Below are 22036 nucleotides of genomic sequence, written 5' to 3'. Positions count from 1 at the left end.
CGTTCCGTTCGGATATAAAATGTTTTCAATCGGTAATGTGTTCTCCCGCTATGGGTAGACGACTTGCCGCCCTCGCAGTCGTTGGACTGGTCCTCCTCGCGGGTTGCAACGCCTTCGGTGGGTCGCAGACGGCGACTCCGGAGACGGACGACGGAGCAACTGACGCACCGACAGAGGCGAACAATCAGCCAGACGGCGGAAGCAACTCGCCGACCGCGACGCCGACGGCGGTGCCGACCACCGCCGCCGCCGACACTGAGGGGTCGACGCAGACGGCGACCCCCTCTCCGACACCGTCGTCGGGGTCGACTGACGCGCCGACGACTCCGACAGCGTCGCCGACGGCGACCCCGTCGCCGACACCGGTGGCGACTCCGACGCCGTCGCCCACGCCGACCGCGACGCCGACCGCAACCCCGACACCGACGCCGACTGCAACCCCGACACCGACGCCGACTGCAACCCCGACACCGACGCCGACCGACGAACCGGTGGTGGACGACGACACGCCGACACCGACGCCGACGCCGACGCCGGCCCCGGGGCTCGAACCGCTCTCGTCGATGTCGCTGCCACCGGGTGTGTGGTCGGACCGTGTCGACACCCAAACGCTGACGGACGCATTCAAGGGCCGTCTCTCGGATATTTCGTACCGGATCGACCTGACCGTGGAGAACTCGACGGGGACGATATCGGCGGATCACACGGAGAACGATAGCGACGCCTCGTTCACGACGGTGGACGCGGGGACCCCGGATGAAACGACCGTCTGGATCGGGCCGACCGAAGCGGGGGTCTTGTACGACGGGAAGACGTGGTACCTCAACGGCCGGGCGCGGTTGCGGGACGCTGCGAAGTACTTCGCGGAATCCCCCAGACAGTCCATATCGAACCACGTCTGGGACGTCACGTGGGAGCCGATCGGCGTCAGGACGACCGACGAGGGAGAGCGCGTCGTCCTGAACGCGACCGGTCTCGATACCGACATCATCGCCGGTACCGAGGGTGACCCGGTCGACGTTCGCGGAACTATCGACGTGACCAGCGAGGGCCGCATCGTCAACGGGACGATCGCGTACACCGTCGACTACGGGGACAGGACCGACACGCGGACGGTGACGATTCGGACGGAGAGAGCGAGCGGCGACTTCGTCTCGAAACCGAGTTGGGTGTCGGACCCGCCCCAGGTGACCGGCGACACCACGGACGGCGACAAACTCATCGAACTGTCGGTGACCGACGGCCCCGCCATCGAGGCCGGCACGCGGTTGTCTATCAACGAGACTTTCTGGCCCACGTGGATGGGGAACGTCACACTCGACGAACGAGCCGATCCCGGAGAGACCGTTTACATCTACCGGACCGAAGAGAACGGGGCTGCGACGTTCCACGCCAGCGTCGGCGAGCGCCCGACGCTCCCGCAGAACGCCACGGCGTTCACGAAGGGCTTGTCCGTCCGCGGCCGAGTGGACAACCTCATCTTCGAGGCCGGTGTCGAGATCGAATAGCCCCCGGGCCGCTCCGACGCTCCGCGTGGCCTTCCGCGGGTCGTTAGCCTTTAGCCCCGCGGTACCGAATCGCGGGTAATGACTGCACAAGCCGTCGAGACGGAGGATCTGGCGACCGTCATCGGGCTGGAGGTCCACGTCCAGCTCGAGACGGACACGAAGATCTTCTGCGACTGCTCGACCGACGTCGGCGACGACGAGCCCAACACCCACACGTGCCCGGTGTGTCTGGGCCTGCCCGGTGCGCTCCCGGTCCTCAACGAGGGCGCCGTCGAGGCCGCCGTCAAGGTCGGCAAGGCCATCGACGCCACGATCCCCGAGGAGACGACCTTCCACCGGAAGAACTACTACTACCCCGACCTGCCCAAGAACTTCCAGATAACCCAGTACGACGCCGCGATCTGCCAGGAGGGGGAGCTGGAGTTCTCCGTCGAGGGCGAGCGCCGGTCCGTGGAGATCCGCCGCGCCCACCTCGAAGAGGACCCCGGTAGCCTCCAGCACGTGGGCGGATCCATCGACACCGCGGACTACACGCTGGTCGACTACAACCGCGCGGGCACGCCGCTGATGGAGATCGTCACCAAACCGGACTTCCGCTCGCCGGACGAAGTTCGATCGTTCCTCGCGAAGCTCACCGAGGTTCTGGAGTACCTGGGCATCTTCGACGCGACCCGCGACGGCTCGCTCCGCGTGGACGCCAACCTCTCCATCGTCGACCTGAGCGAGGTGGACGCCGACGAGATAGACGCCTCGGTTCTGGACGAGAGCGATCCGAACCGCACCGAGGTCAAGAACATCTCCAGCCACAAGGGCGCCGAGAAGGCCCTCGCGTACGAGGAGACCCGCCAGAAGAACGCCATCCAGCGCGGCCGCGCGGTCGAGCAGGAGACCCGCCACTGGGACGAGTCCAAGGGCGTCACCCTCTCGATGCGCTCGAAGGAGGAGGAGAAGGACTACCGCTACTTCCGCGAGGCCGACCTGCCGCCGCTGCGCGTCAGCGACTGGAAGCAGGAGATCGACATCCCGGAACTCCCGGACGCCCGCCGCGAGCGCTTCCGCGAGGAGTACGGTCTCAACGAGGAGGCCGCGGACAAGCTGACGAGCACGAAGGAGGTCGCGGACTTCTTCGAGGACGTCGCCGAGCAGTTCGACCCCGACCTGGCCGCGACGTGGGTCGCCGACGAACTCCTGGGCGAGCTGAACTACCGCGACATGGAGATAACGGACGTCTCCCACCGCTTCGACGAGATCGAGCGCCTCGTCGAACTCGTGGCGACCGACGAGATCACGACCAAGAACGCCCGCGAGACCGTGCTCCGCGACATGCTCGACGACGGCGACGCCCCCGACGACATCGTCGAGCGCGAGGGGCTCGGCAAGACCACCGGCGACGAGATCCAGGACGCAGTGGTGGAGGCCATCGACGAGAACCCCGACGCCGTCGAGGACTATCACAACGGCGAGGGCGGCGCCATCAACTTCCTCGTCGGGCAAGTCATGCAGAAGACCGGCGGAAGCGCGGACCCTGGTGACGTAAACCAGTTGCTCCGTGACGAACTGGACGGGTAACCGTAACTGGCGGCGGCCACAGGTTCTCGGTGCGTTGCAGCCCGCTTCTACGAACGGACCGTGATTCGGCGTCCGCCGAGGGTTTCTACATCGAGTCCATCACTTCGTCGACGAACAGCTCCACCGTGCGGCGGTCGTTCGAGGGGACCATGAGCATGAACGTCTCCACGCCGGCCTCGCGGAATCGCTCCAGCCGGTGGGCGACTTCGTCGGGCGACCCGACGGCGCCGCGGCCCTCGTCGCGCGGCGTCGGCCCGGCCTCGGTCCGCTCCATCAGGTCTTCGTAGGTCTCGTGGGCGTCCTCGCTCGATTCGCGGATCACGGTCCGGTTCCCCACGGTCTTGGTGATGGCGTCGTAGTCGGTCCCGAGGTCCTCGCAGTGGGATTCGAGGACGTCGAGTTTGTGCTCGATGGTCTCGGGATCGCCGGAGGGGACGTTCCAGCGGTCGGCGTACTCGGCGGTCGCCCTGAGCGTCAGTTCCTCTCCCCCACCGCCGACGAGGACTGGGATCTGGTCGGCAGGTTCAGGCTCGCAGTAGAAGTCGTCTATCTCGTAGTGCTCGCCCTCGTAGGAGACGGGCGAGGGCTCGGTCCACATCGCTCGGCAGATGTCGATAGTCTCGCGCATCTGCCGATTCCGGGTGGCGATATCGGGGTATTCCAGGTCCATCGCGTCGTACTCGTCCTCGTACCAGCCGGCGCCGATGCCGAGCACGGCGCGCCCGTCCGAGACGTGGTCCAGCGTGGCGAGGGTGCGGCCGAGGTAGCCCGGATTCCGGTAGTGCGGACAGGTGACGAGGGCGCTGAGTTCCAGGCTGTCGGTGGCCTGTGCGACGGCGGGCAGGGCCGTGTAGCAGTCGAGGAAGGGCTCGTCGCGCTGGCCGACGAAGGGGAGCTGCCAGACGTGGTCCATCAGGGAGAACCAGTCAAACCCCTCGGATTCGAGCCACTGGGCGCGTTCGACCGTCGACTCGATGGCGGGGCTGTCCGGGCGGTCGACGTAGTCGAAACTCGCGTGGTGATAGCCGAAGTCCATGCCGGCGATGCGGGCGGAACGCACTACAAGATTGGCCCCTGATCGGTGGGGTCCGCGGGAATCGTACCGGGACTCGGCGGCCTGCGTTCGACGGCAGGAGAGCGACGCGGTTCGCCGGACGACGCCGTGCCCGCCTTCACCAGTTGTACCACCACGACCAGCGCTGCTGTCGGCGCCGGCGCTGGGACGGTCGTCGAGATCGCCCCGCCGTTCCCCCGGTCTGTACTGGAACCTCCGTCTCCCCCCGCTCCGACCCCGGCGTCTCTATCGGGACGTTCGTGGGGCTCTGTCCGGGTTCCGAAGGCTGCTCCCGCTGAACGGGCTGTTGGGCGCTCCGTTCGCGGTCCGGCGTCTGCGTCTGCGCCTGCGTAGCGGATTGTTCGCCGGCGGGTGCCGACGGCTGTGATCGCTGGAACGGCTGCTCTCCCGCTCCGTACGGTCGATCCGCCTGTCGCGGCTGGTGCTGAAGTTCCTGCTGCGGCGGGTGTTCCTGTGGCTGCTGTTGTGGCGGCTGCTGTTGCTGCGGGGGCTGTTGTGGCGGCTGTAGCTGTGATGACTGCTGCCCACTCGTTTGCTGTGGCGAACGCTGCTGACTCGCCTGCTGTGGTCGTTGCTGTCGGTCGGGTTGCTGTCGAGGTTGGGGCGACTGTCGGAACTGTTGCTGTTGGGGCTGTTCGATTGGTCGCTGCTGGGGCTGTTGCTGCGGCGGTCCCGACGACGGGGGTCGCTGAACTCCGCTGGTCGATTGCTGACCCATCTGCGCGGCTTGCTGCTGCGGGAACGATGGCTGCTGCTGTGGCGGCTGTTGCTGCGGCGGCTGCTGTGGCAGCTGTTGCTGCGGCAGCTGCTGCTGTGGCGACGGCTGTTGCTGCGGCGACGGCTGTTGCTGCGGCGACTGTTGCTGTGGCGACGGCTGCTGTTGCTGGTTCCCTGCGTCGACCTGCGTTCCCCGGTCACCGAGGTTCGGTGGTACGGGAAGTCCGACGGCGGCGAGCGAGGCGTTCTGTTCGTAGGCCTGCCGGACCTGTTCCGGATACTGCTGACCGAGCCGTTCCACGTAGGACTGCTCCTCGGCCGTGAGGAATCGCCCCGTGTCGGGATCCCGTCGGAACTCGGCGGGATCGAGACTCGACGGCGACCGGCTCCCGATTGGGTCGGCAGATCGGTTCTGTCCCTGCTGCTGTGACGGTTGCGGATACTGTGATGGATCGTAATTCACGAGAGATCACGTGGGCGGACGCCCACTCGACGGATACGACACTCACACGATGCGGGGAGTCGGAATAAACCTGTACCTCCGTTTACGGGCCGTTCACCGCCGTAAATCTGGCATTACGCGGCCACGCCGGCACCGGCCTGCAGTCCGTCGACGGGCTACTCATACCTGCGTCCGATCCTCGTGTCACTAACCGGAACTTACGCAGTGGTACAGAGCGTCTGGGCCAGCGTCAATCGGTCGTCAGTTCCTCGTCGGCGTCTACGCCATCACTACCGGCGCGCGGTCCACCGGGCACCTCCGCGTCGTCGATGACGGCGTCGCGCCAGCCGCCGCGGCGGAACCAGAGGACGCCGACGACGAACGAGGTGATCGCCGAGACGGCCATCGCCCACCAGAGGCCGTTCACGTCGACCGGCGTGATCTCGATCGGGTCGAGCGCGAGGGCGTAGGCCAGGGCGAAGGCCACGGGGACGCGGAAGATCCACCGCGAGAGCAGCGAGAGGACGAACGCCACTTTCGTCCGGCCGGCGCCGCGGAACCCGCCCTGGATCACCATCAGCCCGCCGAAGAAGGCCCAGAAGGGGGCGATGATCCGCAGCAGGGTGACGCCGGCGTCGACGACCGCCTGATCGCCGATGAACACGCCCATCGCGATGGCGGGGAAGGCGTAGACGAGTCCGCCGGCGGCGAAGAGGACAGCCATCGCGCCGCCAGTCGCCTTCCACGTCACGTCGGCGGCGCGGTCGGGCTGGTCGGCGCCGAGGTTCTGGCCGACGCCGGTCGCCGCGGCCTGCCCCACAGCCCCTGAGACGGTCCAGGAGACGGACATGAGGCGGAGGCCGATGCCGTAGGCGGCGGTGGCGACGGCGCCGAAGCGGGCGACGAGCGCGGCGAAGGTGACCGCCGCCAGCGAGCGCGTGAGCCCGTCGAACGTCGCGGGGTAGCCCACGTCGACGAGGTTGCGGAGGATGGCCCAGTCTGGCGTGAGGTCGCCGATCCGGAGGCGGATGCCCCACCCGCCGTCGACGAGGATGTACAGGCCGATGGCGGCGGCGACGCCCCGGGAGATGAAGGTGGCGACGGCCGCGCCCTGCGCGCCGAGGCCGAGGAACGGCCCCCAGTCGAGGATGAAAACGGGGTCGATGACGATGTTGAGGCCGGCACTGGCGGCGACCAGCCACATCGCGGTCCGGGTGTCACCGGCGGCCCGGAGCGACGAGCGGAAGACGAAAAAGAGGAAGGTAAAGGGGATGGCGAGGAAGACGAACTCGATGTAGGCGACCGCGGCATCGAAGACGGCGCCCTCCGCGCCGATGAGGGCGACCAGCGGCTTGCGAACGACGAAGCCGAACGCCGCGAGGACTGCGGCGACGGCGACGGCGAGCAGGACCGACTGGGCGACGGTCCGCTGGGCGCGGCGCTCGTTGCCGGCGCCGATGTGCTGGGAGACGATGGCGTTCGTGGCGGCGGTCAGCCCCATCGCGACCGAGATGAACAGGTAGGCGGTCGGGAACATCAGGGAGACGGCGGCGACGGCCTCGGCGCTGACCCGGCCCACCCAGAACATGTCCGCGAGGTTGTAGGCGGTCTGGAGGAGGTTGCCGGCGACGAGCGGCCAGGCGAGCTTGAACAGGCGCGGCGTCACCGCGCCCGTCGTCATGTCCACGCGGCTCTCCGATTCGCTCACTGTCCGCGTGGAGGGACCACCCGCCCGTAAACGTATTTGTCGCGGAAGCGCCGACGCGGGTCGGCCACCGTTGGCGCGTGAACCTCGGCTTTCGACTCGCGTATCAGAACGTCCTTGACCGTCCGGGCCCGACCGTCGACAATGACACTCGGACAGGCGCTCGGAGCGACCGCGCGCGGCCTCCCCGGCGCTATCGACGCCGTTGTCGCCCACAGCGGGACGACCCACGCCGGGACGCCCCACTGGCTGCTCGGCGCAGTCACGGTCCTCGGCGCCCTCGCCGTCGCCGGCGGCTGGAGGGAACTCCGCGACGAAGACGCGTCCGGCCGGCTCGGTGCCGGCCTCTTCTCGGCCGGCGTCGTGCTCGTCATCGCGGGGACCATCGGCCTCGTCGAGATCCAGATCACGCCCGGGGACACGCCCGACTGGACGCGCTGGTTCCCGATGATAAACGCCGTGACGGCGAGCCTGCTCGCCATCGGGAGCCTGGTCGTCGTCCGCTGGCAGTGGCCCGAGCGGCCCCGGTACGTCGGGCTCGGCCTCCTGCTCGCGGCGTGGATCGGCTACCCGGCGCTGATGCCCAACGAGGGACTGTATCACCCGCTCGGGTACCTGCTCGCCGCCGCGGTGCCGGCGGCGATCGCGTACGTCCTCTGGCGGGACGCCGGCGACGCGTTCCCGGGCGTCCTCCGGACGCGAATCCCGCTGGCCACGGCAGTGGTCTCGTTCGCCCTGTTCGCCGTCTTCTACGCGTTCTCGGCCGGCACGGTCTCGATGAACCCGGACGTGACCGCCGACATGGTCGGTCAGGGCTTCGTCACGCCGTACCAGGTCGCCTCGCCGCTGGTCTACTGGCCGGCGCTGGAGTTCTACTTCCCGGCGATCCCGCTGTCGGGGTACGTCTCGCTGGGATCGCTGCTGCTCGTCTGCGTGCTCGGCGGTCTCGTCGCGAGCAACGCCGCGCTCGCCGCACGGCAGTGGACGGCGGGCGGGGCCATCGAGTCTCCGCGGGCGATGATCGGGACGGTGACGACCGCCGGCGCGACCGCCTGCGGCTGCTGTGCGCCCGCCGTCTACGGTGCCGCCGGCGCCCTGTTCGGCGCGGCGGCCACGCCCGTCTACTGGGCGTTCATGGACCCCTCGTCGCCGGTCGGCGGCCTCTTCTTCGCAGCGAGCGTCCTCCTGCTGACCGGGAGCGCGCTGCGGGCGAGCCACGACCCCGCCTGTGCGATCCCGCGGGAACCGGAGTCGAGCGGCGTCTCCGAACAGGCCGCGTGAAGGTGAACAGGCCGCGTGAAGGAGTCCATCGCGCACGCCCACGCGGGGCGCGACCGCGCTCGCTCGCGGGCGCTCGATCGCACGTACACGCCCGCTGTCGGCAGATTTGGCCCGAAACCTTTAGGGCGGGGACACGCCTATCGACTCTCATGACCGACTCCCGCGGACCCGGAGGTGGCTCTCGGTGGAACTGATAATCACCGAGAAGAACAACGCCGCCAGACGGATCGCCGAGATCCTCAGCGACGGCGGCGCGAGTACGACCCAGCGCAACGGCGTCAACGTCTACGAGTGGGGCGCGACGCGCTGCGTCGGCCTGTCGGGCCACGTCGTCGGCGTCGACTTCCCCGAGGAGTACGCCGACTGGCGCGACGTCGAGCCCGTCGAGCTGATCGACGCCGACATCGTCAAGTCGCCGACCCAGCAGAACATCGTCACCACGCTCCGCCAGCTCGCCCGCGAGGCCGACGAGGCCGTCATCGCGACGGACTACGACCGCGAGGGCGAACTCATCGGCAAGGAGGCCTACGAGCTCATCCGCGAGGAGACCGACGTGCCCGTCAAGCGGGTCCGCTTCTCCTCGATCACCGAGCGGGAGGTCAAGAACGCCTTCGCCGAACCCGACGACATCGACTTCGACCTGGCCGCCGCCGGCGAGGCCCGCCAGATCATCGACCTCGTGTGGGGCGCCGCGCTCACCCGCTTCCTCTCGCTGTCGGCCCGGCAACTCGGCGAGGACTTCATCTCCGTCGGCCGGGTGCAGTCGCCGACGCTGAAGCTCATCGTCGACCGCGAGCGGGAGATCCAGGCGTTCGACCCCGAGGACTACTGGGAGCTGTTCGCCGACCTGACGAAAGACGGCGACACCTTCGAGGCGCAGTACTTCTACGACGACGACGGCAGCGAGGCCGAGCGCGTCTGGGACGAGGACGACGCGACCGAGGCCTACGAGCGCCTGCGCGAGGCTACCAGTGCGGAGATCACGACCGTCCGCCGGCGCACGCGCACGGACAACCCGCCGGCGCCGTTCAACACGACCGCCTTCATCTCCGCCGCGGGTTCGCTGGGCTACTCCGCCCAGCGCGCGATGTCCATCGCCGAGGAACTGTACACGACCGGTTACATCACCTACCCGCGGACGGACAACACGGTCTACCCCGACGACCTGGACCCAGAGGAGCTCCTCGACGAGTTCGTCGCGACCCGGGAGTTCGGCGAGGACGCCGAGTCGCTGCTCGACGTGGAGGAGATCGAGGCGACCGAGGGCGACGACGAGACGACCGACCACCCGCCGATCCACCCGACCGGCGAGGTGCCCGACCGGGGCGCGCTCGACGAGGACGAGTGGGAAGTCTACGAACTCGTCGTGCGTCGCTTCTTCGCGACGGTCGCCGAGCCGGCCACGTGGGAGCACCTCCGCGTCGTCGCGGAAGCGAAGGACTGCAAGCTCAAGGCCACTGGCAAGCGCCTGCTCGAAGCCGGCTACCACGCCGTCTATCCCTACTCGTCGGCCAGCGAGTCGTTCCTGCCGGCCGTCGAGGAGGGCGAACACCTCGACGTGACCGACGTCGAACTCGAAGCCAAGCAGACCCAGCCGCCCCGCCGCTACGGGCAGTCCCGGCTCATCCAGAAGATGGAGGACCTGGGACTGGGGACGAAGGCGACGCGGCACAACACCATCGAGAAGCTCTACGACCGCGGGTACATCGAGTCCGACCCGCCCCGGCCGACCGCCATCGCCGAGGCGGTCGTCGAGGCCGCCGAGGAGTTCGCCGACCGCGTCGTCAGCGACGACATGACGGCCCAGCTCGAAGCCGACATGTCCGCCATCGCCAGCGGCGAGGCGACGCTCGACGACGTGACCCAGGAGTCCCGCGAGATGCTCGAACGCGTCTTCGAGGAACTGCGGGAGTCCCGCGAGGACATCGGCGACCACCTCCAGGAGTCGCTGAAGGCCGACCGCCGGCTCGGGCCCTGTCCCCAGAGCGACCACGACCTGCTCATCCGCCAGAGCCGCCAGGGGTCGTACTTCGTCGGCTGCGACGGCTACCCCGACTGCCAGTACACGCTCCCGCTGCCGAGTTCGGGCGAGCCGCTCGTCCTCGAAGAGACATGCGAAGAGCACGGCCTGAACCACGTGAAGATGCTCGCCGGTCGGGACACGTTCGTCCACGGCTGTCCGCAGTGCAAGGCCGACGAGGCCGACGACACCGAGGACGAGGTCATCGGCGTCTGTCCCGACTGCGGCGAGGACCACGGCGGCGAACTCGCCATCAAGAAGCTGCGGTCGGGCTCGCGCCTCGTCGGCTGTACGCGCTACCCGGACTGCGACTACTCGCTGCCGCTCCCGCGCCGCGGCGACATCGAAGTCACCGACGAGTACTGCGACGAGCACGACCTGCCGGAACTCGTCGTCCACAGCGGCGACGATCCGTGGGAGCTCGGCTGTCCGATCTGCAACTTCAAGGAGTACCAGGCCCGCCAGGCCGTCGACGACCTCGAAGACCTCGACGGCGTCGGCCCCGCCACGGCCGAGCGCCTGGAGAACGCGGGCGTCGACGCGCCCCAGGACCTCCACGACGTCGACCCGGACGTCCTCGCGACGGAGATCCAGGGCGTGAGCGCCGGCCAGATCCGCGACTGGCAGTCGCAGGTGCCCGAGGTCGACACGGACTCGGACGACGACCCAGACGACGACGCGGAATCCGAGGGCGAGAGCGAGGACCTGATCGACGGAGCCAGCGCTGCCGACGAACGCGCAGAGAGCGACTGATCGCCCGTATCCGGGTCGTCTTTCTCAGTCCGTCCGTTCGTTGGACCCGCCGGTTCGATCGGTCCCGTCCGTCACTGGATCGGTCGCGGCGTCCGTCGCCGCCGCGGCCGCCGCACCGGCTTCCGTCTTCTCCGCCGCGTAGTCGCCCGCCTCGGTGATCGCTCGCCACATCGCCGCGAACGTCCCGAGGGTGTGGAAGCCGACGATCAGACAGCCGACGAACAGCACGACCGTCGCGTCGATGCCGTGTCTGAGCGCCCACAGCGGAACGAGGAACTCGCGGCCGGCGAGGGTGACCGTCGAGTGGCGCTGGAGCACCGCGGCGAGGATCGGCAGGTCGTAGCCGGCGGCGTCGAGCACTGTCGTCCCCGCCGTGCCGGCGACGACGCCGCCCGACCGGACGGCCTTCTCGTGGGCGGTCAGGACGTACCAGGCGACGACCAGGGTCTCGCCGAACGCCGAGAGCGCTTCCCAGACGCTGGCGGCGCTCTCGTCGCTCACGAACAGCGCGAGCAGCCGCCGCCCGACGACCCCGAGCGCGACGCGCAGGCAGAACACCGACAGGCTCAGCAGTCCGAACCCCCAGAGCGCGACCAGCGGCGTGCGCTGCCAGGCCAGCGGGAAGCGGCCGGAGGCGAGCACCGCAGTCCCGACCGTCAGTAGGTACAGCGCGCCGACCAGTCCGTACAGCCGGGTGTCGGCCCGCCAGGTCACGGCCGTCGCAACCGCTGCCCCCAGCAGGAGCGTGAGCGCGACCGGCACGACCGGCGCCAGCGCAGTGACGACGACCACTCCGGCGAGCGGTGCCGTGACGACGTTCGCGACTCGCATCTGTTGGACTGGCTACACCTGTCGGTCGCTTAAAACTCCGGGACCGGGCCCTCGGCGGGGGCCCGGCCTAAAACCCGATGTGCGACGTGGAACCCGGACCGCTGTCGCCGTCGTCGATCTTCCCCTCGTGATCGAACGTGTAATCGTCGTCGACGAGATACACTTCCCCGTCTTCCACGGCCACCTCCACGTCGGGAAGCGTCGTTCCCGCGGCCTCGCCGTTGTCGCAGTCGCCCGAACACGAGTCGAAGAAGGAGCCGTGTTTCGGGCAGATGATCTCGCCGTCGCGCATGGGGACGCCGCGGCCGGTGTCGAACCGCTGGGCTTCGTGGGTGCAGCGGTTGATCCACGCCGCGACGCCGCGGTCGCCCTCGCCCGCGGCCGGTTCGGTCTCCGCGGGGTCCTCGCAGGGGACGACGATGATCTCCTCGTCCATGTCGAACGGGTCCAGTGCGGTGAACGTGTACGACCCCTCCTCGTAGACATCCTCGACGGTCGTCAATCGCGCGCCGTCTGGCATTACCCGTACAAAGGCGGTTACCGAAATAGAACTGACGGCGGTGGGCCGGTCTCCGGGCGACAGCGGGGCGCGGCTTTTCCTCGCGTGCTGTCGTCTAGCGACCGCTCTCGACGCCCCGGCGTCTCCCGGCCGTAATCGCCAGTATCCGAAGCGGTTTTATCCGGGCGTTGGGTGTGTGGCAGTATGCAGAGGCCGTGGGACGACTGGGACCACATTCTGAAGGTCGACCCGGACAAGGATCTCGTCGACGGCGAGACGTTCGAAGACATCGCCGAGTGCGGGACGGACGCCATCGAAGTCGGCGGAACCACCGGCGTCACCGAGGAGAAGATGCGCTGGGTGATCGACGGCTGCGCCGAGTACGACATCCCGTTGTACATCGAGCCGTCGAACCTCACGAACGTCGTCCACGCTGACGGCGTCGACGGCTACCTCGTCCCCGAAGTCCTGAACGCTGGCGACGTGGCGTGGCTCACCGGAATGCAGAAAGAGTGGGTCCGCCTCGACGACGACATCGACTGGGAGCGGACGTACACAGAGGGGTACGTCGTCCTCAACCCCGAGTCCTCGGCCGCGATCTACACCGAGGCGAACTGCGACCTCGACGCCGACGACGTGGCCGCCTACGCCGAGGTCGGCGAGCAGATGCTCGGCCAGGAGATCATCTACACCGAGTACTCGGGGACCTTCGGCGACCCCGAGGTCGTCGCCGCGGCCGCCGACGCGCTAGAGGAGGCCGCCCTGTTCTACGGCGGCGGTATCCACGACTACGACTCGGCGAACACGATGGCCCAGTACGCCGACACCGTCATCGTCGGCGACCTCGTCCACGACGAGGGCGTCGACGCCGTCGCCGAGACCGTCGAAGGCGCCAAAGACGCCACGGCCGCGACGCTGACCGACTGAATCCCGGTTCTCGCGACGACTCCACCGCGGCCTCCGTCTCGACCGCACCCGACGCAAGGTTGAACTGCGTCTGGCCTCCCGTTCTAGATGGTGTGCTACTATGTGCCACGAATACACCTCCCGCGTCTGGGACCGTGACCGCGACGAGGCCGAGGCGGACTCGGAGGGGGACCTGCCGGCGTTCCTGAACGAGGACGGCAGCGACGACGTGGAAGTCCTCACGGACGGCGGCGACGAGTGAGCGAACCGCGGAATTTTTTTCGGAACCGCCCACGGGCGGTCCCGGGTTCAGAACACGGCGCGTTCGATGAGTCGGCCGAGCGGCCCCGGCCGTCGCGATCCCTGCGGTTGGACGGTGATCAGGCCGGTGTCGCCCTCGGACAGGCGGTCGCCGATGGCGGACTGCAACACCACGTCGCCGTCGTCCGCGGCGACGACGAGTTCGCTGTCGTGAGTCGCTTCGGCGAGCGCCGTCGGGGTGTCGCGGCCCTCGACGACGCGAGACTCGACCGGCGCCGAACACAGGTCCGCGAGCGCGTCGTGGTAGTCGACGACGGACTCGCGTCGTTCGGGCGGCGCGTCCGCGGCGATGCCGTGGACGAGCCGTAGCGTCCCGCCGCGTTCGCCGGCGAGGGCGTCGGCGATCGTGACCTTCACCGGGTCGAACGGCCCGCGGTCGGTGACCAGCGTGACGGTGTCGAGGTCGTCGACGTCCTCGGCCGCGACCGTGACGAGGTCGTAGTCGGCGCCGTCATCGAACAGGTCGCCGAGCAGGCGCGAGACAGCGTCGTCGGTCGTCGGCTCGGCGACGACAAGGTCGAAGTCGTGGGCGGTCGCGAAGTTGTTCGTCGCGCGCGCCGCGTCGTGGCTGACCACCTCGCCATACTCGACGGGCACGTCGAGGTCGGTCACCAGCCGGTCGGTGCGTTCCTCGAACCGCTGGTCGGCGTCGGAGACGACTCCCTCGGCGTAGTCCAGCGGCGTCTGGTCGGGCACCTGGTCGAACTGTACGACCGTGACGCTTCCGTCGTCCCGGCGCGCGAGGCTCGCGCCAACGGAGAGGAGCGTGCGCTCGCGCTCCTCGGTGGTGTCCTCGGTGACGGCGACGAGCACGTCGCCGTCGCCGCCGTCGCGGAACGTCGAGGAGGTCGCTTCGACGGCGCGGCGGTCGATCCGCCGACGGACGACGTCGGCGGCGGCGCCCTCGCGGTCGACGTTGCGGCGCGCGTAGCCGTAGTACCAGAGGGCCCCGGCGGCGGTGATGACGACGGCACCGGCCAGCGGGAGCCACCCCATCTGCGTGAGGAGGACGAGCCCGCCGACGACGCCGAACCCCTGCATCCAGGGGTACAGCGGCGCCTCGTAGCTGGGTTCGTACTCGGCGTCGCTCTTCCGGAACGCGACCACAGCGACGTTGACGAGGACGAACACCAGGATCTGGAACGCGCTCGCGAGCTTCGCGATCTCCATGATCGGGACGAACGCGATGAGCGCGAGCATGACGAGCCCGGTGAGCGAGATCGCCGCCGTCGGCGTGTTGAACCGGTCGCTGATCGTCGACAGCGATGGCGGCGCGAGCTGGTCCCGGCTCATCGCGAACGGGTACCGCGACGACGAGAGCAGGCCGGCGTTGGCCGTGCTGACCAGCGCCAGGATCGCGGCGGCGACGACCGCAACGACGCCCGTGGTCGGCATCGTCGCCTCGGCGACGTCGGCCACGGGCGTGTTCGAGCCGACGATCCCCTCGGGCGTGACGCCGACGATGACCGCGACGATCAGCACGTAGAGGAGCGTCGTGAACCCCAGCGAGTAGATCATCCCCTTCGGGATGACCCGGCCGGGGTCCTCGACCTCCTCGGCGACGCTGGCGATCTTCGTGACGCCGGCGTAGGAGACGAACACGAAGCCGGTCGCGGCGAGCAGTCCGCCGCCGCCGGCCTCGAAGAATCCGCCGAAGGCCTGTCGCTCGACGGAGCCGACGCTGCCGCCGACGAACCACACCATCGCGGCGAGCATCGCGGCGACGATGGCGACCTGCAGGCGGCCGGTCTGTTTGGCGCCGAAGAGGTTCACGACGATGAGGAGCGCGGCGAGCCCGAGCGCGACGGGCTTTATCGGCAGGTCGAACAGGACGACGAGGTAGGGGACCCCGCCGACGAGCGCGAGCGCGCCCTTGAACGAGAGGGCGAACCACGTCCCGATGCCGGCGACCGTCCCGAGCATCGGCCCCATGCCGCGCTCGATGTAGATGTACGTGCCGCCCGCTTCGGGCATCGCCGTCGCCATCTCCGCCTTGCTCAGCGCCGCGGGGAGCACGAGCAGTCCCGCGAGCAGGTACGCGAGGATGACGGCGGGGCCGGCCATCTTCAGCGCGAGGGCCGGGAGGATGAAGATCCCGCTCCCGACCATCGCGCCGATACTGATCGCGAGCACCGACGGGAGACCGAGGTCTCGTTCTAGTTCCTTCGGCATGTTACGAGTCGTCCAGCGACGATCGGATCGCCGGTTCCAGAACGTCGGTCGGGCAGATCGTCTCGGCGTCGAGCGCGGCGAACGCGCTCTCGCGGCTCGGATCGTTCACGCGCACGACGAGCCGGTCGACGTCACAACGCGTCCTGATGTGCTGTGCGGCGAGCATGTTGATCCTGTCGCGACCGGCGGCGACGACCGCGGCGTCGACCGACAGGTCGAGCATCGACAGGTCGCTCCCGTCGTCGAGCGCGGCGTACTCGGTGTCGAAGTCGGCCGTGCGGTCGCCGGTGAGAAGCTCCTCCTGGTCGCTGACGAACGTCACGTCGAAGTCCTCGGCGAGGCGGCAGGCGAGCGTCTGCGCCTCGCGGGACGTGCCGACGACCATCGTCTTCCGCGGTCGCGCCAGGACGTCGTTCATCCGCCTGCGCGCGTCTCCGAGGACCACGGAATCACCTCCGTTGTCCGGCGGAACGCACTCGATTTCGAGACCGCTCGATTCACCCGGTGCCAGTTCGGACAGCGATCGTCTCTCGTGTTCATGCGACGTCCGACGGTCGGGTCCGGATCGGCATAAACTAGCCGATCCATTTGACGAACCGGCAAATAAAATGACTGAAACGACCGGTACGTCAAAACAACGCGATCGCGGGAGGGACCGAGCGTCAGTCTTCGCCGTCGGCGAAGCCGCTGTAGGGGTGGACGTACTCGTTGCGGATGATGTCCTCGTCCTCGATCTCGAAGCCCAGTTCGTCGAGTTCCCGGCCGATTCGGGAGAGGTCGTCGCCGTCGCGGCCGACCACCTCGACGTGGACGTTCTCGTTTCCGGTCATCACCTCGCGGACGGCGACGACGCCCTCGATCCCCAGGGCTTCCCGGGCGAGCCGCTCGCGGTTGGGGACGGGCGCGGTGCAGACGATCAGCGTGTGCAGCTGGAAGCCCGCGGCCTCGTAGTCCACGTCGGCGTGGTAGCCGGTGATGATCCCGGCTTCCTCGAGGTTGCGGATGCGGGTGCGGACCGTGCTGGCCGCGACGTCCATCCGGTCGGCGATCGTGCTGGTCGACAGCTTCCGGGCGTCGTCCTGGAGCGCGTGGAGGATCGCCCGGTCGAGTTCGTCCAGTTCGCGGTTCGTCATGCGCGCTCGTTCTCTGGGCGCTGACAGAAACGTTGCGGTGGCAGCCAGTGCGTGGTACCCCTTCGCGTGGCGTGGGAACCGCTGACCCGGAAGGACTGTCCTTAAGTCGAGCCCCCCAGAAGCCACTCCCATGGACGACCGCACGTACACCGCAGACGCCGAGCCGGGCCAGACCGTCACGGTCGCCGGCTGGGTCCACGAGATCCGCGACCTCGGTGGCATCGCCTTCCTCATCCTCCGCGACACGACCGGCAAGATCCAGGTCAAGTTCGAGAAAGACGAGATGGACGACGACCTCGTCGAGACAGGGCTCGGCGTCCACCGCGAGTCCGTCGTCGCCGTCACCGGCGACGTCGAGGAGGAACCGCGCGCGCCGACCGGCGTCGAGATCACGCCGGACTCCCTCGACGTGGTCGCCGAGGCCGACCCCGAACTCCCCCTCGACCCTTCGGGGAAGGTCGACGCCGACCTCTCGACGCGGCTGGACAACCGCACGCTCGACCTCCGCAAGGACGAGACCAAGGCCATCTTCGAGATCCGCGCCGAGGTCCTCCGCTCGGTCCGCGAGGCGTTCCGCGACCTCGACGCCACGGAGATCAACACGCCGAAGATCGTCGCCACCGGCACCGAGGGCGGGACGGAGCTGTTCCCGATCACCTACTTCGGGCAGGAGGCGTTCATGAACCAGAGCCCGCAGCTGTTCAAGCAGCTGATGGTCGGCTCCGGCCTCGAACGCGTCTTCGAGATCGGCCCGATCTTCCGCGCCGAGGAGCACAACACGCCGCGGCACCTCAACGAGGCGACCTCCATCGACTTCGAGTCGGCCTTCTACGACCACACCGAGGCGATGGACGCCTGCGAGACCATCGTGAAAGCCGCCTACGAGGGCGTCGCAGAGAACTGCCAGGACCAGCTCGAAGCGCTGGACCTGCAAGACGAGTTCGAGGTGCCCGAGGGAGACTTCCCGCGGCTCACCTACGAGGAGGCCATCGAGCGGATCAACGCGACGGGCGAGCTCGACGAGCAGCTCGTCTGGGGCGACGACCTCCCGACCGAGGGCGAGCACGCGCTCGGCCAGGACGTCGGCGAACACTACTTCATCACCGACTGGCCCTCGGAGATCAAGCCGTTCTACATCAAGGACCACGACGACGACGAGCAGCTGTCGACGGGCTTCGACATGATGCACCCGACGATGGAACTCGTCTCGGGCGGGCAGCGCGAGCACCGCTACGACGAACTCGTCGAGGGCTTCGAACAGCAGGGACTGGACCCCAAACAGTTCGACTACTACACCAAGATGTTCAAGTACGGCATGCCGCCCCACGCCGGCTGGGGACTGGGCGGCGAGCGCCTCGTCATGACCATGCTCGGCCTCGGCAACATCCGCGAGGCCGTGCTGTTCCCGCGGGATCGCCAGCGACTCAGCCCCTAGCGAGGCCCGCCAGTGGAGTGGACGGCCTACAGTTTCGAGTGCGCGGACGCCGACGACCGCGAGTCGCTGGTCGCGTGGTTCGGCGAGCACCACCCGGTCGAAATCCCGACCGACGCGGACCACGTCCATGGCGACCTCGTCGACGGTGACGGCGAGCGGCGGGCGGCCGACCTGGCGTGGGTCGCCGAGTACGTCTACGCCCTGACGAACGACCCCGTTCCCGGCCTGCTCGTCGAGAGCGCGCCGCTGTGGGAGCGCGCGACCGTCGCCACCTTCGATTCCGAGACGGAGACCTGCACAGAGGCGGTGCTGTATCGCTCGGACGCCGACGACGCGCCCGAAGAGGTAGTCCGCTACGAGGGCGAGGACGGCCTCGCCGGCCAGGGCGTGCTCTACCGCTTCGCGATGGACCACCGGTTCCGCTTCCGCGCGTTCGCGCACGCGCCGCCGGCGCCAATGTTCACCGAGCCGTTCGGCGCGTTCGACGCCCCCGTCGGGATGGGCTGGGGGAGCGACCTGCTCGAAGAGTTCGAACAGGAGACCGGCGTCGCGCCGACGGCGCGGGGCGTGACGTTTCTAGAGGAGGACCCCGTGCTCGAAGAGGGCGAGTATTACTGCGTTAACGATCGAGAGCCAGAAGAGTAGTCGGCCATCACTGAACGTTTACTGCTGCGAATTCAACACGCTGGCGACCCGTCGTCAGTTCTGCCTGTCTACAGTCCGCTGAGACAGCCGAACTACGCAGTGAACCGCTGTCGCCCCCCATTCAGCGCTGCGAGTTCTTCGGGCGGAAGCAACAGCGACTCGGGGAGGAGGGTTCGCCTTTGTCGACGACGGATCGCGGGGCGATGCGGCATTCCGGCCACTCAGTGAGTCGACGAGAGTGATCTGCGAACTCGTCGGCCGGGTCGGGACGCGTTCGGAACATTCCCGTCCGTCAAACTGAGAATGAGGAGTCGCCTCCGCCCTGTCGATCGAGTGGTCTACCAGTGGGGTAGCGATCGGTGAGCGCAGCGTTCGCTGACGGCGTCGGCTTAGTATCTCGTGTCCGACGAGGTCGGTGTTCAGGCCGCTGACGGATTCTGCGAACTCCACAACTTCGGAAGTTCCACCATTCCGATAGATATAAATTAGGTTATGTATTCGGGTAGGAGTGTTTGTATAATATTAGTTAAATTAGTATGAATGGATGAATAGAAGAAACTTCATTCAAGCATCTGGGGCCGTTGTCGCAACTACCTGGGCTCTGACTGGGAATGCTCACGCCAAGGGCAAGAAAAAATACAAGCAGTTCAAAAAGAAATTCGAGAAAGAAGTCGAGAAGGAGGGAGAACCCAGCTATCATCGTCTAATGTGAAGGTAGACGGGGAAATGCATCAGAAAGACGATGGTGCGATGGAAAAGGTCCCCGACGCCGATGATTACGGGACGATGATAGTGGACGAGGTAACGTTCGGGGACGGACCGACCGAACTGGTGAAATACTACGACAAGACCGAAAATGGCATTCATGCAGAGTTCAAGGGAAAAAAGTACAACGTAGATTACGATCGGTCTGGAGTAAGAGATAAGATAGAAAAGAAAAAGAAAAAGTGGAAGAATGACAAAAAAGAGGGGGAAGGGAACAGAGGTCAAAAAGGTTCGAACAGAGATAGAAGGGCCGGAGTACGCGGATATACCCGGTCTGCGTCGAACTCGGCTGGAGTTCTGAAAAGCATCACGAGCACAGATGACCATAATGTAGATGGTGTTAACCTCACAGGTGGTGTCGCTCAGGGCGCCACAGACTACGGCGACCAGCAAACAGAGAGCGCCGTTCAGGTAGCGTACTTATCCGATGTCGAAACCGGCGTCGAGATCTGGAAAGACGTTTACTTAGACGACGAGAACGGACTGATCAAGATCTACGGATGGGGAGAATACGCGGGAACTGCAGCATCAGCCCTTGCCGGTGGACTCGTAGAAGGCGGGGTGTTATTCCGGCGAAACTGGGCGAACATGTACAACGAACGAAAATACGCGTCGGGGCTCTCCGTCGATTTAGGCCTGGCCGACGGGTGGGGAGGAAACTCCAACTGGGAGGCCGAGCTATACACGGACAATTACGAATCCGGTTGGTGGTCCATCGGCATCCGACTGAGAGTGAACGCTGCCGCAGCGGGTCCGGCGAGCGCTATCGTCGATCTTGCATCAAACGAAAACAACAACTGGGACTTCGACGGGTTCTTCGACTTCGATTACATAAACGTCATAGACGCCTAACTACCCGACAGGACATCGGGTTCTTCGGGCTGCTCCTTTAGAATCTCAGAACTCTACAGCTCTTTCGTTTTTCTCACGGCTGCGAGTTCACGGATGAGAACCGGCGAGCCAACACGGCTCTGATATTCAGTTTGTAGACAGCGACGAATCCGACGATGGCTCCGATGACAACTGAAACCGGAGTGACCAAACTGAACGGTACGGCCTCGATCCAATCCAGAACGAAAAAATTCAATACTACCATCGTGGCGAACATAACAATTATAAAATCTGAAAACCATCTAATGTTCATGGGGTCACACTATCTGGTTAGTTATATGGGAATAAAAATCTATGCCATCTGAATAGAGATCTCGGCTCCTCTGGCTGCGCCTGTGACTGAAACCTGGAACCACGACTCGACAGATTCTGGTCTAACGGAACAGGAAGCCCCGGGAATGTCGATGCATTTGGTATTGGCTCATAGAACCCGCTCAATATCACCCTGGTTTCCGTGTCGATACATTCGAACGCCGAATCTGGTTTCAATCCCGTACCAAAATGGCGGCCGCTCGTTGCGGTCGGATCCCGGCCGGGCTACTCCCCGACCGCACCGACCGCCTGCGACCGCATCTCACCCGTCAGTTGGATCCCGTTGGCGTCGATCCGGCGGATGATCCGGCGCGCCTGCGAGCGCGAGAGGTACTTGTCTTCGGTCGCGGCGCGCGCGACGACGCCGAAACTGCTCGTGACGGCGCCGCCGAGTCCCTCGGCGATGCGGCGGACGCGCCGGTCCTCGGAGACGACGGCGACGGCGTGGCGGTCGTCGGGGTCGGCGTGGGCGATGACGCCGGCGAGCATCGCCGCCTCGTGGGTGCCGTCCTCGATGCCGACGACCTCGGTCGCGCGCTCGTGAGCGGCGTCGGGGACGGCCGTCGAGACGCCGGCGTCGTCGGCGAACGCCTCGACCGCGCTCCGCGCGGGCTCGGTCGTCACCTGTTCCTTGACGACTTCGGGGACGACGAGGCGGCCGTCGAAGCTCTCCAGGAGGTCGAGCTCGCCCACCTGCCCGAGCGCGTACAGCGTCGTCGGGCCGACGTAGATGCGGCTCATCTACAGCTCCTGTGCGGTGTAGGCGTCGTCGCTCAGGTCCTCGGCGGCCAGTTGCGTGGTGAGGTTGCGCTCGTGGGCGATCTCCAGCCACTCGCCCAGCGAGACGCCCGCGACCCGAGCGGCCTCCGCGACGGAGGCCTCGCCGGTCTGGTAGCGCTCGACCGCGCGACGGATCCGCAGTTCCTTCAGTCCCTCACGCAGGGCCTTGCGGATCGTCGTACTCCGGTCCTCTTCGAGCAGTTCGGCGACGTCGTCCAGTTCCTCCTTCTCGTCCATCGGGAGGCGAGCGCTGACTGACGGCATTCTCGATACGTT

The 22036-nt window shown here is 67.1% G+C and carries 20 protein-coding genes; 10 read left to right on the top strand and 10 right to left on the bottom strand.

All coding sequences use genetic code 11. From position 1 onward, the window contains the following. Positions 1 to 184: 184 nt before the first annotated feature. Positions 185 to 628: a hypothetical protein gene (locus PSC72_RS02150; RefSeq protein WP_274324254.1), complete on the bottom strand. Its 444-nt coding sequence runs from the start codon at positions 626 to 628 to the stop codon at positions 185 to 187. Positions 629 to 668: 40 nt separating this feature from the next. On the opposite strand from PSC72_RS02150, the gene PSC72_RS02145 reads away from it, so the two are divergent. Beyond that, positions 669 to 1508, top strand: coding sequence for a hypothetical protein (locus PSC72_RS02145; protein WP_274324253.1), 840 nt, complete (start codon positions 669 to 671; stop codon positions 1506 to 1508). 78 nt (positions 1509 to 1586) lie between these two features. Beyond that, entirely contained in the window at positions 1587 to 3077 is a 1491-nt protein-coding gene (gene gatB / locus PSC72_RS02140; RefSeq protein ID WP_274324252.1) for an Asp-tRNA(Asn)/Glu-tRNA(Gln) amidotransferase subunit GatB, read from the top strand. An 85-nt stretch (positions 3078 to 3162) separates the two neighbouring features. On the opposite strand, the gene PSC72_RS02135 is transcribed toward gatB, so the two are convergent. Next, a complete protein-coding gene (locus PSC72_RS02135; protein ID WP_274324251.1) occupies positions 3163 to 4113 on the bottom strand; it encodes a TIGR03560 family F420-dependent LLM class oxidoreductase in 951 nt (316 codons plus the stop codon). Positions 4114 to 4684: 571 nt separating this feature from the next. Here PSC72_RS02135 and PSC72_RS02130 point away from each other — a divergent pair. Beyond that, a complete protein-coding gene (locus tag PSC72_RS02130) occupies positions 4685 to 5299 on the top strand; it encodes a hypothetical protein (RefSeq protein WP_274324250.1) in 615 nt (204 codons plus the stop codon). Between the two features lie 262 nt (positions 5300 to 5561). Here PSC72_RS02130 and PSC72_RS02125 read toward each other — a convergent pair whose 3' ends face one another. Continuing rightward, entirely contained in the window at positions 5562 to 6992 is a 1431-nt protein-coding gene (locus tag PSC72_RS02125; protein WP_382261837.1) for an MATE family efflux transporter, read from the bottom strand. A gap of 168 nt (positions 6993 to 7160) precedes the next feature. Between PSC72_RS02125 and PSC72_RS02120 the strand changes: the two genes are divergently transcribed. Both PSC72_RS02120 and PSC72_RS02115 read left to right on the top strand, forming a co-directional pair. Next, positions 7161 to 8297, top strand: coding sequence for a hypothetical protein (locus PSC72_RS02120; RefSeq protein WP_274324248.1), 1137 nt, complete (start codon positions 7161 to 7163; stop codon positions 8295 to 8297). Positions 8298 to 8481: 184 nt separating this feature from the next. Further along, positions 8482 to 11070, top strand: a complete 2589-nt coding sequence (locus PSC72_RS02115; RefSeq protein ID WP_274324247.1) for a DNA topoisomerase I — start codon at positions 8482 to 8484, stop codon at positions 11068 to 11070. 24 nt (positions 11071 to 11094) lie between these two features. Here PSC72_RS02115 and PSC72_RS02110 read toward each other — a convergent pair whose 3' ends face one another. Both PSC72_RS02110 and PSC72_RS02105 read right to left on the bottom strand, forming a co-directional pair. Continuing rightward, positions 11095 to 11901, bottom strand: a complete 807-nt coding sequence (locus PSC72_RS02110) for a hypothetical protein (RefSeq protein WP_274324246.1) — start codon at positions 11899 to 11901, stop codon at positions 11095 to 11097. A gap of 67 nt (positions 11902 to 11968) precedes the next feature. Next, positions 11969 to 12421, bottom strand: a complete 453-nt coding sequence (locus tag PSC72_RS02105) for a Rieske (2Fe-2S) protein (protein ID WP_274324245.1) — start codon at positions 12419 to 12421, stop codon at positions 11969 to 11971. A gap of 183 nt (positions 12422 to 12604) precedes the next feature. Here PSC72_RS02105 and PSC72_RS02100 point away from each other — a divergent pair, with 183 nt between their 5' ends. Next, the gene (locus tag PSC72_RS02100; RefSeq protein ID WP_274324244.1) at positions 12605 to 13327 is read left to right on the top strand and encodes a phosphoglycerol geranylgeranyltransferase; all 723 of its coding nucleotides are present in this window, start codon (positions 12605 to 12607) and stop codon (positions 13325 to 13327) included. Positions 13328 to 13427: 100 nt separating this feature from the next. Next, positions 13428 to 13568 carry a hypothetical protein gene (locus PSC72_RS02095; RefSeq protein ID WP_274324243.1) on the top strand — a complete coding sequence of 47 codons (141 nt, stop codon included), beginning with the start codon at positions 13428 to 13430 and terminating at the stop codon, positions 13566 to 13568. A 47-nt stretch (positions 13569 to 13615) separates the two neighbouring features. On the opposite strand, the gene PSC72_RS02090 is transcribed toward PSC72_RS02095, so the two are convergent. The 3 genes from PSC72_RS02090 to PSC72_RS02080 form a co-directional block, all read right to left on the bottom strand. Continuing rightward, positions 13616 to 15799, bottom strand: coding sequence for an amino acid permease (locus tag PSC72_RS02090; RefSeq protein ID WP_274324242.1), 2184 nt, complete (start codon positions 15797 to 15799; stop codon positions 13616 to 13618). A 1-nt stretch (position 15800) separates the two neighbouring features. Continuing rightward, positions 15801 to 16244: an NAD-binding protein gene (locus PSC72_RS02085; protein WP_274324241.1), complete on the bottom strand. Its 444-nt coding sequence runs from the start codon at positions 16242 to 16244 to the stop codon at positions 15801 to 15803. A gap of 217 nt (positions 16245 to 16461) precedes the next feature. Further along, on the bottom strand, positions 16462 to 16932 hold the full coding sequence (locus tag PSC72_RS02080) for an Lrp/AsnC family transcriptional regulator (protein WP_274324240.1): 471 nt from the start codon (positions 16930 to 16932) through the stop codon (positions 16462 to 16464). Positions 16933 to 17062: 130 nt separating this feature from the next. Here PSC72_RS02080 and aspS point away from each other — a divergent pair, with 130 nt between their 5' ends. From aspS to PSC72_RS02065, 3 genes are all read left to right on the top strand, one after another. Then, positions 17063 to 18367, top strand: a complete 1305-nt coding sequence (aspS, locus tag PSC72_RS02075) for an aspartate--tRNA(Asn) ligase (RefSeq protein ID WP_274324239.1) — start codon at positions 17063 to 17065, stop codon at positions 18365 to 18367. A gap of 12 nt (positions 18368 to 18379) precedes the next feature. Next, a complete protein-coding gene (locus tag PSC72_RS02070) occupies positions 18380 to 19012 on the top strand; it encodes a hypothetical protein (RefSeq protein WP_274324238.1) in 633 nt (210 codons plus the stop codon). Positions 19013 to 19738: 726 nt separating this feature from the next. Next, the gene (locus PSC72_RS02065) at positions 19739 to 20629 is read left to right on the top strand and encodes a hypothetical protein (RefSeq protein ID WP_274324237.1); all 891 of its coding nucleotides are present in this window, start codon (positions 19739 to 19741) and stop codon (positions 20627 to 20629) included. A gap of 576 nt (positions 20630 to 21205) precedes the next feature. On the opposite strand, the gene PSC72_RS02060 is transcribed toward PSC72_RS02065, so the two are convergent. Both PSC72_RS02060 and PSC72_RS02055 read right to left on the bottom strand, forming a co-directional pair. Further along, complete coding sequence (locus PSC72_RS02060) at positions 21206 to 21721, bottom strand: hypothetical protein (protein ID WP_274324236.1); 516 nt, start codon at positions 21719 to 21721, stop codon at positions 21206 to 21208. After that, the gene (locus PSC72_RS02055) at positions 21722 to 22024 is read right to left on the bottom strand and encodes a UPF0175 family protein (protein WP_274324235.1); all 303 of its coding nucleotides are present in this window, start codon (positions 22022 to 22024) and stop codon (positions 21722 to 21724) included. Positions 22025 to 22036 lie beyond the last annotated feature (12 nt).

This window comes from Halosimplex aquaticum, from assembly GCF_028747785.1.
Lineage (GTDB): Archaea > Halobacteriota > Halobacteria > Halobacteriales > Haloarculaceae > Halosimplex > Halosimplex aquaticum.
This window is presented reverse-complemented; position numbering and strand designations above follow the sequence as displayed.

What these genes read in the sequence shown, in the direction of transcription:
- PSC72_RS02110 (WP_274324246.1), bottom strand. Translation starts at nt 11,901, where the DNA reads ATGCGAGTCGCGAACGTCGTCACGGCACCGCTCGCCGGAGTGGTCGTC.
- gatB (WP_274324252.1), top strand. Translation starts at nt 1,587, where the DNA reads ATGACTGCACAAGCCGTCGAGACGGAGGATCTGGCGACCGTCATCGGG.
- PSC72_RS02065 (WP_274324237.1), top strand. Translation starts at nt 19,739, where the DNA reads ATGCATCAGAAAGACGATGGTGCGATGGAAAAGGTCCCCGACGCCGAT.
- PSC72_RS02080 (WP_274324240.1), bottom strand. Translation starts at nt 16,932, where the DNA reads ATGACGAACCGCGAACTGGACGAACTCGACCGGGCGATCCTCCACGCG.
- aspS (WP_274324239.1), top strand. Translation starts at nt 17,063, where the DNA reads ATGGACGACCGCACGTACACCGCAGACGCCGAGCCGGGCCAGACCGTC.
- PSC72_RS02090 (WP_274324242.1), bottom strand. Translation starts at nt 15,799, where the DNA reads ATGCCGAAGGAACTAGAACGAGACCTCGGTCTCCCGTCGGTGCTCGCG.
- PSC72_RS02055 (WP_274324235.1), bottom strand. Translation starts at nt 22,024, where the DNA reads ATGCCGTCAGTCAGCGCTCGCCTCCCGATGGACGAGAAGGAGGAACTG.
- PSC72_RS02125 (WP_382261837.1), bottom strand. Translation starts at nt 6,992, where the DNA reads ATGACGACGGGCGCGGTGACGCCGCGCCTGTTCAAGCTCGCCTGGCCG.
- PSC72_RS02120 (WP_274324248.1), top strand. Translation starts at nt 7,161, where the DNA reads ATGACACTCGGACAGGCGCTCGGAGCGACCGCGCGCGGCCTCCCCGGC.
- PSC72_RS02100 (WP_274324244.1), top strand. Translation starts at nt 12,605, where the DNA reads ATGCAGAGGCCGTGGGACGACTGGGACCACATTCTGAAGGTCGACCCG.
- PSC72_RS02095 (WP_274324243.1), top strand. Translation starts at nt 13,428, where the DNA reads ATGTGCCACGAATACACCTCCCGCGTCTGGGACCGTGACCGCGACGAG.
- PSC72_RS02060 (WP_274324236.1), bottom strand. Translation starts at nt 21,721, where the DNA reads ATGAGCCGCATCTACGTCGGCCCGACGACGCTGTACGCGCTCGGGCAG.
- PSC72_RS02135 (WP_274324251.1), bottom strand. Translation starts at nt 4,113, where the DNA reads ATGGACTTCGGCTATCACCACGCGAGTTTCGACTACGTCGACCGCCCG.
- PSC72_RS02105 (WP_274324245.1), bottom strand. Translation starts at nt 12,421, where the DNA reads ATGCCAGACGGCGCGCGATTGACGACCGTCGAGGATGTCTACGAGGAG.